Here is a 13,229-nt window from a genome sequence, read left to right on the forward strand (position 1 = left end):
AAAAAAAAATTTTTTAGCGCTTCGGGCGAGAGGGAAAAAGAAAGAAGAGTAAAGAGCAAAAGGGCAAAAGAGCAAAGAAGAGTCCTCACAGAGAAGACGGGGAGGAAGGGACAGCCAAAGCCACCGCTACACGAAAACCCACGCTCCTGTTCGAGCCGCCCGCAGAGTAGTAGTAGCGGTTGGCAGCACGGCAATGGACCGCATGGTCGCTCCACGAACCTCCACGCAGCACCCGGTGATCTGATCCACTTGTTTCCCAAGCACTTCCGTCAGTCGGCGCAACGTTATAATTATCGTGCCAAATATCTTGACACCATTCCCAGACATTCCCGTGCATATCGTAGAGTCTAAAGCTATTAGGCGGAAAACTACCCACAGCAATTGTTTTTGCACGATAGATTCCCTTCGGTGCAGTACCGTAGGGATAATTGCCGTTATAATTAACTAAATCCGGGGTAACTGTGTCCCCAAAATGAAATGGTGTGGTAGTCCCAGCCCGACAAGCATATTCCCATTCCGCCTCGCTAGGAAGGCGATAGCTTCTACCCGTCTTCTGAGATAATCTGGCACAAAATTCAACGGAATGATACCAAGAAACCTTTTCTACAGGCAGGTTTTTACCCTTGAAGCGATAAGGGTCAGGATCAAGGTCATACTGAATTTTAGGCAGATTAGCTACTGCTGCCCACTGTGTTTGAGTAATCGGGTATTTCCCCATCAGAAACGGTTTGATAGTCACCTGATGTTGAGGTCTTTGATCGTCATGACTTTCTGCTTCACTTGCAGGTGCCCCCATTTTGAAGCTGCCTTTGGGGATAGAAACCATTTCTAAAGTAACGCCCTTGGCGATAGTTTCTGTAAAAACCTGTGCTTGACTTTGGCTGCGCTTGGTGATTTCCCCCTTTGAATTCACTGTCACCCTTTTAAATTGAACTGTTTTTAGGGGATTGGACAATACTTTTACAGGTTGAGGCGATTTGTTCCCCAAACTTTGATACACAGTTGGTGTTGGTGTTGGTGTCGGTGGCGGTGGCGGTGGTGTTGGTGTAGGAGGCGGCGACAAAGATAAAATTGCTTGCAATGCTTGCTCTGCATTTTGATAACGGTGACTGAAGTGGTCGCGCACCATTTTATCTAACACATTTGCTAAATTATTACTAACTTGCGCTTGATTTCGCCAAATAATTTCTCCCGTCTGCGGATCTTCAGGTAAGGTATGAGGAGGTTTACCAGTCAATGCTTGAATCCCAATCATCCCCACTGCATAAATATCGCTACACAGTTTAGGTTTGCCCTTCGCTTGTTCGCTGGGCATATAACCCGAAGTACCAATGCCAACGGTGAAGCTAGTTTGTCCTTGAGCATTAACAACCATTGTGCTAATTTCCTTGACCGCCCCGAAATCAATTAAGATAATTTTACCATCTTGGCGGCGCATTAAATTAGCAGGTTTCAAGTCGCGATGAATCACATTTTGCTGATGAACAATGGCTAAAACTTCTAAGATATCGTGCAATAATTTAATAGTATGGGATTCGCTTGATTTTTTACCTATAATCAGTTCTTTGGTAAGGTCATGTCCTTCGATAAAATGTAAGGATTCAGGTCACTGAACTCCTTGCTGGGCAAAGACTTTAGATCTGGAGCTTGATGCTAAATAAATCTCTATTCTCAATAAAAGACAAAAAATGACAGTTTTTCGTCCTTTATTGACAATCAACCACGAAAGGCAAAAACCCTTATTTTGCCCTACAACCCTTGCCAGACAAGCGTTGGAGCCGCAAGTTTTTAGACCTGAATCCTTACGATAAAATCTTGCACCAAATAAAATTTGCCCTTTTCCTCAAAGTGAGCGGAAAGGCTGGGGATTTGGTCGTGTAGCTTACCCAATTTATGCAGCGTTTCGGCTTCTTTGTCGAATAAGCCTTTGGCAATTAGTAAATGGTCGGGATTGGGATCTTTTGGTTTAAGATGTTTGACAACGCACTGCGGATGTCCGGGTAAGTCTAAATCTTTTGCAAGGTAGGTGTGGCCAAAACCGCCTTTCCCCAAGAATTTGATAATTTGATAACGATGGCGGAGGGTACGACCCAGCATAGTTTTCAGGGAATGCAGTGGAAGTTAGGATATATTGTCGCACAAGAGGAAATTAGATGCTTAAACTCAGAATCGTTTCCACAATTATACTGCTAGTTAGTGCCTGTTGTTCATCTCCCGCACAGGCGCAAAATCCTGCACAAATAAAGCAAAATAACTCTTTAGTTCAAGTGCAGCCAGCGCGAGAACAAGTTCTCAATGCTTGCGTGCAGAATCAGGCTGAAACTCTGCCCAATCCTTTTACCGATGTACCTTCCAATCACTGGGCTTACAAAGCTGTTTTGACAATGTATTATTGCGGGGCTTACCGAGAAGGGACGCCACCTGCTTTAATTAAAGAATTACTGGAATCGGGAGATACTACTAGAGAAAGTTGGCCTCCCCCATTACGTTTTCACACTTTCCCATCACAGCAATTCCCCATAATTAATTAAACAATTAGTGGAATCTGGATATCCTACTAGAGAAAGTTTGCATTCCCCATTGCCTTTTTCCTTCCCATTACCAAGATTTTAAAACTGAGCCCGAACCGTAAACGAATAATCGCCACCTGGTTCTAATTGATAATCCCATTTCTCCAGGAAACGGTGCAGCGGTTCCTGAATCAATGCCCTACCCTGAGAAGGCTCAAGTATCAGTGTTTTTTCTGACGTGAAACGCCACTGAAACTGCCACTCAAAATTGCCGGCAGTCACTTCACCCTCAATCGTGCCTTTTTGCCAAGATTGACCAGTAACTCGGACATATGCAGTTGTTTCAGGCAAACGTCTCGAACTCACCTTTTTGTTTCCGCGTTTGTTTCTGCAATTGTGCGACTATTGTAAAGGCTCATGGCTTTTTCTACTCCTTGGTGCAGACTTAGTTCCACAGCTTCTACAACCAGTTTAAGCACTTTTTCTACTAACTGACTTTCCTCTGAGGAAAACTTTCCTAACACGAAGGAAATCGTATCTTTCTCATTTTTAGCAGCATCGTTTTGAGGTTTGCCGATGCCAATCCGCAACCGGGGAAATTTGTCTGTACCCAAATGAGAAATTGTGGATTTCATGCCGTTGTGTCCGCCGGCCGAACCGGCAAGCCGGATTCTCAATTTCCCGATCGGCAAATCCATATCATCGTATACTATTAATACAGACTCCGCAGGTATTTTGTACCAATCCGTCGCCGCCCGAATCGCTTGACCCGACAGATTCATGTAGGTAAGCGGTTTCAGCAAACGGATTTTCTGTCCCCGCGGCCGGTTTCCCTCGCCAAATATGCCTTGAAATTTGCGATTTTCCGACAGGGAAATCTGCCAAGCTTTAGCCAAGGCATCGACAGCATTAAAGCCTATGTTGTGTCGGGTGCGATCGTATTTAGGTTCGGGATTTCCCAACCCAACTATTAGCTGGGGAATCACTAACTCCGCTGGTGTTTCCGACTTCTGAGTGTTGTTCATTTAACTGTCTGTGCTATCTTCCTTGGGAGTAGCCGCCGCGAGTTTTTCAGTTTCCGGTTTGCTGCTAGTTGCTACTGCTTCTTCTAACTGCTTGGCTTCCCGCGTGAACTCCGACTCAAAATCCCGCGAAGCATCTTGAAAGCCACGAATTGCCTTCCCCATACTCCGGCCGATTTCGGGTAATTTTTTCGGACCAAATACCAATAGGGCGATGGTAAAAATAACTGCCATTTCCGGCAAACCAATGCCAAAAATATTCATGTTTTTTCTCCTGCAATTTGTTTAGTTACTTCTTGTTTATTTATGGCAAAAGTAATCGGAAAGGGTAAGGAAAAACGGGAAAACTTAGCTTTTACCCTTTCTCCTCAACCCTCAGCTTTTACTTTTAGCCTTACTGTTTTGTGATCAATTTTTAGCGGCCTAGGCTCGACCAATCCATATCCACACTCTCCAGAATCAGAGAAGAGTTGTAGATTTGCAAAATAATCAACAAGAACACGAAAAACAGTCCAATGAACACGCTCATCAATAGCGTGGTTCCCCAGCCGGGGGCTACCTTGCCGTATTCCGAGTTAAGGGGTTTGAGTATATCTCCTAACCAAGTCCGTTGTGCCATAAGTCACCTGCAATGAATCTCTACAGAAAAGTTTGACATATTTCTACCGCTAATTGCGATCGCAATTTCTCAGAAATGCTGCAGGGGGACTCGGAAAATGGGGAGTGGGGGTTGGCTACCATACCGTACAGCGCCTAAAATCACTAGAGTTTCAGACGGATTGTTATTTTTTGTAATATTATAGAGTGGAGCACTCATAATCGATCAAAAATATGGAACCTGCAGCAGTTCTAGGCATTTCACTGGGCGTGTGTCTGGTGGCAATCACCGGATTCTCGATCTACACCGCTTTCGGTCCCCCTTCTAAGGAATTGAGAGATCCTTTTGAAGAACACGAAGACTAAAGAAGAAGGAAGACACAACACGGATTCGGACACGGATACACGGATGAATTTAAGTGTGTTTCCAGATATCTCCTATTCTCTGTCTCTCCCTCTCTCCCTGGTAGATATTCTTCTAGGGGTGGGAAGGGAGTGATTCTGTGGGGCGATCGCGTGTCGCCTACTCGTCAATGCTATATTTTTCAGAAATACAGTAAATCTCTATTCCATTTAAGCTAAAAATTATTAAGTTTCAGGGCAAAGCATCATGGGCAATACCTTTGGGCATTTATTTCGGATCTCGACATTTGGGGAATCTCACGGCGGCGGTGTGGGAGTAGTAATTGACGGTTGCCCGCCCCTGGTGTCGATCGACGCATCGGAAATTCAAGCCGAACTCGATCGCCGCCGCCCCGGCCAAAGCAAAATTACCACACCTCGCAAAGAAGCAGATACCTGCGAAATTCTGTCAGGGGTGTTTGAAGGCAAAACTTTGGGAACGCCGATCGCAATTTTAGTCCGCAATCAAGACACTCGCCCCCAAGATTACGGCGAAATGGCGACAACTTACCGCCCTTCTCACGCTGACGCTACCTACGATGCTAAGTACGGAATTCGTAACTGGCAAGGCGGAGGTCGATCGTCCGCGAGGGAGACAATAGGTAGAGTAGCAGCAGGGGCGATCGCTAAAAAAATTCTCAAACAAGCAGCAGGAGTCGAAATAGTCGGCTACGTCAAACGCATCAAAGACTTAGAATGTGTCGCCGATCCGGACACTGTTACCTTAGAACAAGTAGAAAGTAACATCGTCCGCTGTCCAGATGCTGAATGTGCCGAAAGAATGATTGAACTGATCGAAAAAGTTCGCGATAGCGGAGATTCGATCGGCGGTGTAGTCGAATGCGTCGCCCGCAATGTACCCAAAGGACTGGGAATGCCCGTATTCGACAAACTCGAAGCCGACTTGGCAAAAGCCATCATGTCCTTGCCGGCCAGCAAAGGCTTTGAAATTGGTTCCGGGTTTGCCGGGACTATGCTCAAGGGCAGCGAACATAATGATGAATACTATACTGATGATAAGGGTGTAATTCGTACAGTGACGAATCGCTCTGGCGGAATTCAGGGTGGGATTGCTAACGGCGAAAATATCATTTTGCGGGCGGCATTCAAGCCAACTGCAACAATTCGCCAGCAGCAGCGCACCGTTACCCGAGAAGGCGAAGAAACGCTGCTGGCTGCCAAGGGACGGCACGACCCTTGCGTTTTGCCAAGAGCTGTGCCAATGGTGGAAGCGATGGTAGCTTTAGTGTTGTGCGACCATCTTCTGCGCCATCACGGACAATGTGGAACCTTAAAGCCTGAATTTTAAAATGGAAATCAGCTTGTCCTCTGTAGCGGCAACTCCCCTTGATTGCCCTCAACCCTCCGAATCAATAAAAGGTATAGATGATTTTGTAGTACAGTTTTGGGGCGTACGGGGCAGTGTTCCGACACCCGGACAGGAAACTGTTCGCTACGGCGGCAATACTTCTTGTTTGGAAATGCGAGTCGCTGGCAAACGCTTGATTTTTGACGGCGGAACAGGCTTGCGGATGCTGGGAGACCAGTTGCTGCAAGAAATGCCCGTGCAAGCTTATATGTTTTTTACTCACTATCACTGGGATCACATTCAAGGTTTCCCGCTGTTCGCCCCAGCTTTCATCCGCGGCAATAGCTTTGATATTTACGGGGCGACTCCGCCGGATGGAGATTGCATGAAAAGGCACTTCGTCGAACGGGTGCTCCACTCGAATTCGCCTGTGCCGCTGATGGGTTTGCAGGCAGATTTGAATTTCTACGAACTCAATCACAACCAGACAATGATGCTGGACGATATTGAGATTAGGACGGGTTCTCTCAATCACCCGAATACTGCTATGGGCTATCGGGTGACTTGGCAGGGCCGATCTGTTGTTTACTGTTCGGATACTGAACATTTTCCCGATCGGCTAGATGAGAATGTCTACAATTTAGCCCTAGACGCTGACGTGCTGATTTACGATGCGATGTACACAGACGAGGAATATCACAACCCCAAGTCTCCGAAGGTGGGTTGGGGACACTCGACTTGGCAGGAAGCTGTGAGAATGGCTAAGGAGGCGCGGGTGAAACGAGTGGTGATTTTTCACCACGATCCGGCTCATACTGACGATTTTCTCGATCGCATCGCCGAAGACGTGCAAATTGCTTTTCCGAAGGCTGTCATGGCACGCGAGGGTCTTATTTTGCCGATCGGCTTCTGAACATTCGCCTCTGAGGCTCGATCGAACCATCAACCGATCGAACCATAATTGTTATGTGAATATGTGGATCTGGGAGCGAGACCAGCTCCACAATTTTTTTTAATACGCAGCAAACTCTTAACTGCATGGTATAATTCTTGCTTGTTAAGTTTTTAGGTCGAGTATTTAAGGTTTTTTTTATTCTTCAACCGCGTCCGCAAGACGCCAAGACGTAAGATAATTGGAGAATTGCCAAGGGTGAAAAGGAGACTGTTTTGAATGTCAACAAACACGGGGAGGCGAGGCGATCGCACGCCTGAGTGCTAGTCTGATGCCAGTAGACTTCCAGAAGCCTTGTTACAGATTAATTATTAAGGACAAAAACTGAAGTTATAGCTCGGATCAAATAAAAGCGCAATCGGTTTTTTCGGATCGTGAATATTGACAACTCTCAAAAGCTAATAGCTTTTAGATAGAAACTGAGAAAATTTTCAGCAGTCAATTTGACTAACCAGAAAGAAACGATGGTTCTTGGGTTTGGCAGGAGCTGCGGCAAGCGAATGTTATGACTTGACTATCAAAATGGGAAATTTACGTTTTAGATCTTCAGCACATCAATACAGATGGATTGCCTTAGGCAGTTTTGCTGTAATTATGGGCATTTCAGGCGCCCTGGCCTACCGCCTCGCCCCGCCCCCCGGATTCATGGCTCAAGGCACTCTCACTTCTAATAATCCGCCAGTCAAATTTTCGAGTACGGGCACGACAATTCTCAAGCAGGGAGAGCAACTCACCCCAGAGGTTCTGCTGGCAGATAATGTTGTCAAAGCAGTGGCAGATGCAGTTAAGCTTTCGCCCCAGCAAGTTCGACAAAATGCTAGTGTCAAGATTTCTAAGCCGGAACAACCCCTAGAGATTGTTGTTGGGTATCGCTCGCTCGATCAGGAGCAAGCAATCCAAACGGTGGATATGTTGATGAAGGGCATGGTGGAAAAAAGCCGCCTGATTAACAGATATCGGTGGCAATCAGTCAATCAGTCGCTCAACCAACGCTTGGCACAAGTTACTCAAGACCTAAAACAAGCTCAGCAAAAACTCGACCAATACGAAAGAGAACGCGCTCGGCTGTTGCAGCAAATGAAGCTTCAGCAAGACTTTTACAACAAAACTCAGCTTGCAATGGCGGATACGCAAGCTTCGGAAAAAGAAATGGTTAGCAGTTTGGCCGCCGCTACAGTGCCGCAAATTGTGGCGACGCCCACGAGCGATCCGACAGTGCCTCTGATTTTGGGAATTGGCTTGCTGTTGGCGATTTTGGTCAGCCGGGGTTTGATTCCTTCGGTGGCGGATTGGAGGTACAAGGCAGCTTTTCAGCGAGAAGAGAGCGAAAGGCTCCAAAGTGCTTTGTACCGACTGATCAAAGAAGGCCGCGGCGAAATAACTCTGGTGCGGTTTGCAATGGAAACGCGGCTGTCGCCGGATGTCGCTCAGCGTTTTTTGAACCAACAAGCTGAAGTCTTTAATGCCAATTGCGAAATTAAAGACGACGGCAGTATCTTGTATCACTTCCACATTTAAAGGGCTACGAGCGATCGCACTCCACAGAAGACTTTAGCCGATCGAGGCATCACTGCTCGATCGGCTTGTTTTTTTCTTAATAGGACTTATATCAGGTTCGGTTGATCGACTATCCCCCTTTTGGTAGGCGCGGGTTTACGGGATCTATAACTTATACTACTACTACAGATTTGGGTCAACCCGCCGACGCGAGCTGGCGTGGCGGTGATTTTACCCGACATGATATTACCCTCAACCCGGTTTCTTAGCTTGTAGGATGCCCCGGAGCTAAAAATTGCTCGATCAACATAGGTGTTGACTAACGTAGAACACCCGAGGATTGCGCCAGTTCCTCCCAGACTGGCTAAAAAATATTTTTTGTGTTCCCCTTGATTCTTGCTTAAATATAGATATAATCGTAAAAAATAAGTAAATGTACGGTTGCTTTTTACCGGAGTTACCTAATTAAGGGGTACTTTATCCTTAAATATTTATTAAGGTAGAGTTCAACTCAGTAGAAATGCTGTAGTATAGAGAGATAAGCGATTCAGGGAGGTTATGTAGTTTCACCTCAGAAACTCGAAAGGGCAAAAGCCTGGAATCAAACTCCCCGACTGAAGGCGTACATTTTCATATTGAACTTTTGTAATCACCTAGAGGCTAAACCATGATTTTTGGAATAATTGGTTCTTCTTTCGTAGCTTACTTTTTGCTAATGTCGATCGCTAATTACGGCGACACTGGAATGTAGATTAGTTAAGGCACTTATGCACCGAGACATAAGGCAGCAGGCAAAAAAAGCTGTTTGACAACTTCTTGACAACTTCGATTAAGTCTCAGCTTCGGCAATGTCTGTCGTGTCAGAGTCGTGTCTGATCGGACAAAAAATGGATGGATGAAGGAGTCGTTAAGTACCGCTGTGACTGGGAAGAAGCAGACCCTGTAGCTGCCCGGAACATAGCAGATTTGATGGACTGGCGAGATCGCCTGCACTCTTGGGGATTAATTGGCGTCTACGAAAATGGCATAGGGTTTGGCAACGTCAGCGTCAGACTCGGCAATTCTTGCCAATTCGTGATTTCGGGAACCCAGACTGCACACTTGAGGACTCTGGGACCAGAATTCTACTGTACTGTTACCGAATTTAACTTAGAACAAAATTTCCTCGGCTGCCGGGGCCCCGTACAAGCTTCGTCGGAGTCCCTGACTCACGGGGCCCTGTACCTTCATAGACAGGATGTGGGCGCGATAATTCATGTTCACAATCCTAAACTATGGCAGCAACTGCTGTTTAAGATTCCTACTACTAGAAAAGAAATACCTTACGGCACTCCCCAGATGGCCTTAGAAATGTTTAGACTTTTTGAGGAGGAGAATTTGGCAGAGCGCCAAATTCTGGCGATGGCCGGTCACGAGGACGGCATTATCTGTTTTGGCAGCACCGTGGACGAAGCTGGCAAAGTGCTTTCGGCTGTGATTGGTTACACATAAGATCTGGCACTATTGTCGGAAAAAGCTAAGAAACCTGGTTTATTGACAAAAAACCTAGGATTTTAACTCTCTCTATGCCAAGAAACTCAGGTGATGACGTGGATGCCTGATGTGAGTTAAACTGAGCTTTACCCTTGACATCGGGCCGCTGGCTCGATTTAGCCTAATGGGTTCAAAACTTTTGAAGTGCCTCTTGCCTCTGCGGTAAGGGGAAGATATTTTTAAAGAGAAACACATTATATAACAAAAGCTGAGAGTCATCGTGAATCAAACTAAACTTGTAAGCTCAAAAGAATTGCAATCAGAGGTATCTCGTCTCACTGAAGAGCTCCAAATGCGCGACCAATTGGTGCAGCAGTTGTCTCAAGAACTTTTCCGGCTGGTGAAGGGCAATTCTAGTTTTGTGCCGGCGCCGGAAGTTTCCGATCGCCACCAAGCTCAAATGCAGGCAATGCGGGAACAACTCCAAGCTGTGGAAGAACAGGTGGGTTTTTATCAGGAACAAATCGCGGAGCGGGATGCTGAGGTTTACCAACTGCGACAGTCGGTGCAAGAATTGACGGATCGCTCTCGGATGCTGGAACAGGTGGTTCAGGAATTGCCGGGGGTTTACCGCCAGAAGTTTGCCGAACGACTCGATCCGATTAAGGAAAAGTTGGAGCAATTGCAAAAGGAAAACCGCCAGTTGCACACTGAGTTGCAAAGCGTAACTTACCGTCTCGCTGTGCGGAGCCGCAAGGCTAAGGGCCTGGATCTGCCGAGTGTCGATGCTGAGGACGATCGAGGAATTCAAATGCCGAGCTTTGGCAATGTCTAAGGTTTTGATTGTCGCGGGTGGTGAGAAAGGCCCGGCCACCAGTCTCAAGGCGGCGATCGCTCAATCTCATCCTTTAACTGAAGTCAATATCTGTGGGGTTTCTGAACTCAATTCTGGCGCGATCGCTTCGGATGGGGCGATCGTTTGTCCTTTGACGCTGGATGTGCCAGAAAATCTGCTTTTTCCGGCTCAAGATGTGTTTCGATTTTGTGGCAATGTTTCGGCGGCGCGCGATCGAGTGGCTCAGGAGCTGCTTTTTCCCGTAGGCGAGGGCAATTTTTGGCTGCCTGTGGTGTTGACTGCAAAGGGGCCACTGTATGGGGAGGTGATTGGTGGCGAACCTGACAAGCAGTCTGGCGAGTTGAGTTACTCTCAACCGGTTCATTTGTCGGATGTTTGGCGACAGCAGTTGTATGAGTTGGCTTACCGCTTGCTGAATCTTTTAAATGCGCCGCCTGCGACTTATTTGATGCAGTTCGGGTTTGTAGGGGAAAGGATTTGTTTCGATCGACTTTGGCCTTTTCCGGCTGCACCTGCGATCGCTTCTGTCGGCGTTCAAGTGCCGGATTTATTTGTTTGTCATTGGTATTGCTTGACAAATCAACCTATTTATGATATGGAAATTAGCTCGGCGGTTGCTTGAAGTCTCTTGCAAACTTGAGATTTAAACTAGGGATCTCATTTTAATCAAGCAACTAAAGCGGGAGTTTCAGTGGAGATAACTTGCTCGAAACTGTCGAAGATTTCAAAGAGTTGATCGAGTTGAGTTATTTCAAAAATTAGCTTCACTGTGGCTGAGAGGTTGCAGATGACGAGGCGGCATCCCCGGTGACGGGCGGCGTTGAGTCCGCCGACTAAGGCGCAAATCCCGGAACTGTCGATGAAATCTACGGCGGCCATGTCTATTACCCAGAGTTTGTGGCGATCGGGCACAATCTCGGCTAGCTGTTGCTGGAGGAGGTTGCCGGCTTGGGAGTCGAGGCAGTTGTGAGGTTGAAGGACGATGGGTTGGTTGAAGTTGGGAAATTCCATAGCAGTTATCCTACGATCGTAAAGTATGAATAAGTTAGTTTAGTTGCTGACTCTGTTGAGAGACTCAGGGAATTTCAGCGTATGTTTTAGGATGGGCGATCGAGCTAGGGAATCGGTGGGGAGAGCCGTGGTGATAAATTTAGTAGGAAACTAGGTAGCGATCGCGCGGAACGCAACCGCAACAATTCTCTATTCATCTAGTATGCCTGAAAGCTTAATTTTTAGTTGGGCCAGCGATCGCGACAACAGTGTGTTCTTCATCACAGCGAAAGATTGCACTATTGGCTGAATCGAGCCAATATATAAATGTATTGAGCTTTGCAAAAGTTTACGAAGGCAGTATCGAATGTCTTTTGAGTTTTTATCGTTAGAGACTATTCAGCAGTTTGCGCGTGATTACGGCTACTGGGCAGTATTTCTGGGAATTTTGCTGGAAAATCTGGGAGTTCCTCTTCCAGGCGAGACAATTACGATTGCTGGCGGCTTTTTAGCTGGCAGCGGGGAACTGAATTACTGGTTTGTGCTCGGCAGTGCGATCGCCGGTGCTACATTGGGGGGAAATTTTGGTTATGCGATCGGCAGGTACGGTGGCTGGCCACTGCTGCTGAAGCTGGGACAATTTTTCCGCTTTCGAGAAGAACAACTGTTTGACTTAAAAGAACAGTTTAGCAAAAATGCAGCTAAAGCCGTATTTTTGGGTCGTTTCATCGCACTGCTGCGAATTTTTGCTAGCCCCCTAGCAGGTATTGCAGAAATGCCTTTTTGGAAATTTTCGCTGTTCAATGTTCTGGGTGCTGCAAGCTGGGCATCTGTAATGGTAAGTTTGTCCTACTTCTTGGGACAAGTTGTGTCTTTAGAGAAATTGGTAGCTTGGGCTGCTCAATTTGCGGTATTTGCTTTGCTGTTAGCAGTTGCTTGGATTGCAATTCCTATTTGGTTGGAGTCGCGGACTTTGGACAAGACTAAATAAGATTGGTGGTTAGACTTTTTGCAAGAGTTCTGGATTTTCTGTTTTTAACCGCAGATAAACGCAAATGAACGCAGATATTATCTATTTTTGCAAAAAGTCTAATGGCCACCTATTAATAAGTCAGGGCTTCTGTCCTCCCAAGCATCAAGTTGGTAGCGCGAACTTCTGTCCTCAGTCCAATCTCTGCTTGGTATGAGGATATTCCTGGATTGAGTTAAATAGGATTTCAAAAACTCTATTCCTATAATTATAATTCACCGAAGGCTGCGAACAAAGGAGCAGAGGAATTGGGATCGCAATAATCAGCGTGTTCGCTGAAAGGCGATGTAATAAATACTCTAGCTCTTGAATTACTTTAAACAGTCCATTAGCAATATATTCAGGACTTGTAATCAAGGGTTTGAGATTGCTTCATTAGGTTCTCTTCGGACATAAAATAGTAGTAAGTGTCTAGATTCTCTGGATATCCCTCAATACACCAATGAAACACATTATTTACGATGTAACCCCAAAAATCACCAATTTTTGATTGATTATTTGGGTTATTTAGCAATACTGGAGTTTAGACTAAAAAAGAGAGAAGGGTGGCAAAAGCAGGACTTGAGCCACCGCGCCGGGAGAGAATGAGGG

The 13,229-nt window shown here is 46.2% G+C and carries 16 protein-coding genes; 9 read left to right on the forward strand and 7 right to left on the reverse strand.

All coding sequences use genetic code 11. From position 1 onward, the window contains the following. Nucleotides 1-85: 85 nt before the first annotated feature. Both QUA25_RS23950 and QUA25_RS23955 read right to left on the reverse strand, forming a co-directional pair. Nucleotides 86-1,588, reverse strand: coding sequence for an SUMF1/EgtB/PvdO family nonheme iron enzyme (locus QUA25_RS23950; protein ID WP_333041714.1), 1,503 nt, complete (start codon nucleotides 1,586-1,588; stop codon nucleotides 86-88). A gap of 200 nt (nucleotides 1,589-1,788) precedes the next feature. After that, nucleotides 1,789-2,097 (reverse strand): hypothetical protein, encoded by a 309-nt coding sequence (locus QUA25_RS23955; RefSeq protein WP_333041695.1) that lies wholly within the window; start codon nucleotides 2,095-2,097, stop codon nucleotides 1,789-1,791. 56 nt (nucleotides 2,098-2,153) lie between these two features. Here QUA25_RS23955 and QUA25_RS23960 point away from each other — a divergent pair, with 56 nt between their 5' ends. After that, nucleotides 2,154-2,531 carry an S-layer protein gene (locus QUA25_RS23960; protein ID WP_333041696.1) on the forward strand — a complete coding sequence of 126 codons (378 nt, stop codon included), beginning with the start codon at nucleotides 2,154-2,156 and terminating at the stop codon, nucleotides 2,529-2,531. Nucleotides 2,532-2,609: 78 nt separating this feature from the next. On the opposite strand, the gene QUA25_RS23965 is transcribed toward QUA25_RS23960, so the two are convergent. From QUA25_RS23965 to psbH, 4 genes are all read right to left on the reverse strand, one after another. Next, on the reverse strand, nucleotides 2,610-2,876 hold the full coding sequence (locus tag QUA25_RS23965; RefSeq protein ID WP_006633689.1) for a DUF3146 family protein: 267 nt from the start codon (nucleotides 2,874-2,876) through the stop codon (nucleotides 2,610-2,612). After that, nucleotides 2,873-3,535, reverse strand: a complete 663-nt coding sequence (gene pth / locus QUA25_RS23970) for an aminoacyl-tRNA hydrolase (protein ID WP_333041697.1) — start codon at nucleotides 3,533-3,535, stop codon at nucleotides 2,873-2,875. The genes QUA25_RS23965 and pth overlap by 4 nt, the downstream gene beginning before the upstream one ends. Further along, nucleotides 3,536-3,796 (reverse strand): TatA/E family twin arginine-targeting protein translocase, encoded by a 261-nt coding sequence (locus tag QUA25_RS23975; RefSeq protein ID WP_172189683.1) that lies wholly within the window; start codon nucleotides 3,794-3,796, stop codon nucleotides 3,536-3,538. A 151-nt stretch (nucleotides 3,797-3,947) separates the two neighbouring features. Further along, a complete protein-coding gene (gene psbH, locus QUA25_RS23980) occupies nucleotides 3,948-4,151 on the reverse strand; it encodes a photosystem II reaction center phosphoprotein PsbH (protein ID WP_015176007.1) in 204 nt (67 codons plus the stop codon). A 212-nt stretch (nucleotides 4,152-4,363) separates the two neighbouring features. On the opposite strand from psbH, the gene psbN reads away from it, so the two are divergent. The 7 genes from psbN (at nucleotide 4,364) to QUA25_RS24015 (ending at nucleotide 11,240) form a co-directional block, all read left to right on the forward strand. Next, a complete protein-coding gene (gene psbN, locus QUA25_RS23985) occupies nucleotides 4,364-4,495 on the forward strand; it encodes a photosystem II reaction center protein PsbN (RefSeq protein WP_006633693.1) in 132 nt (43 codons plus the stop codon). Between the two features lie 244 nt (nucleotides 4,496-4,739). Next, nucleotides 4,740-5,840, forward strand: coding sequence for a chorismate synthase (aroC, locus tag QUA25_RS23990; protein WP_333041699.1), 1,101 nt, complete (start codon nucleotides 4,740-4,742; stop codon nucleotides 5,838-5,840). A 1-nt stretch (nucleotide 5,841) separates the two neighbouring features. Beyond that, a complete protein-coding gene (locus QUA25_RS23995) occupies nucleotides 5,842-6,753 on the forward strand; it encodes an MBL fold metallo-hydrolase (RefSeq protein WP_333041701.1) in 912 nt (303 codons plus the stop codon). 561 nt (nucleotides 6,754-7,314) lie between these two features. Then, on the forward strand, nucleotides 7,315-8,310 hold the full coding sequence (locus QUA25_RS24000; RefSeq protein ID WP_190659309.1) for a hypothetical protein: 996 nt from the start codon (nucleotides 7,315-7,317) through the stop codon (nucleotides 8,308-8,310). Nucleotides 8,311-9,180: 870 nt separating this feature from the next. Further along, nucleotides 9,181-9,780, forward strand: coding sequence for a class II aldolase/adducin family protein (locus tag QUA25_RS24005; protein WP_333041704.1), 600 nt, complete (start codon nucleotides 9,181-9,183; stop codon nucleotides 9,778-9,780). 262 nt (nucleotides 9,781-10,042) lie between these two features. After that, nucleotides 10,043-10,597 (forward strand): Npun_F5560 family protein, encoded by a 555-nt coding sequence (locus tag QUA25_RS24010; RefSeq protein WP_333041706.1) that lies wholly within the window; start codon nucleotides 10,043-10,045, stop codon nucleotides 10,595-10,597. Further along, nucleotides 10,590-11,240 carry a hypothetical protein gene (locus QUA25_RS24015; protein WP_333041708.1) on the forward strand — a complete coding sequence of 217 codons (651 nt, stop codon included), beginning with the start codon at nucleotides 10,590-10,592 and terminating at the stop codon, nucleotides 11,238-11,240. The genes QUA25_RS24010 and QUA25_RS24015 overlap by 8 nt, the downstream gene beginning before the upstream one ends. A 44-nt stretch (nucleotides 11,241-11,284) precedes the next feature. Here QUA25_RS24015 and QUA25_RS24020 read toward each other — a convergent pair whose 3' ends face one another. Next, a complete protein-coding gene (locus QUA25_RS24020; RefSeq protein WP_333041710.1) occupies nucleotides 11,285-11,629 on the reverse strand; it encodes an STAS domain-containing protein in 345 nt (114 codons plus the stop codon). Between the two features lie 346 nt (nucleotides 11,630-11,975). On the opposite strand from QUA25_RS24020, the gene QUA25_RS24025 reads away from it, so the two are divergent. After that, nucleotides 11,976-12,599, forward strand: coding sequence for a DedA family protein (locus QUA25_RS24025; protein WP_333041712.1), 624 nt, complete (start codon nucleotides 11,976-11,978; stop codon nucleotides 12,597-12,599). The last annotated feature ends 630 nt before the right edge of the window (nucleotides 12,600-13,229 follow it).

Origin of the sequence: Microcoleus sp. Pol17C6 (assembly GCF_036701145.1) — a bacterium.
In the GTDB taxonomy this organism is placed as follows: Bacteria; Cyanobacteriota; Cyanobacteriia; order Cyanobacteriales; family Microcoleaceae; genus Microcoleus.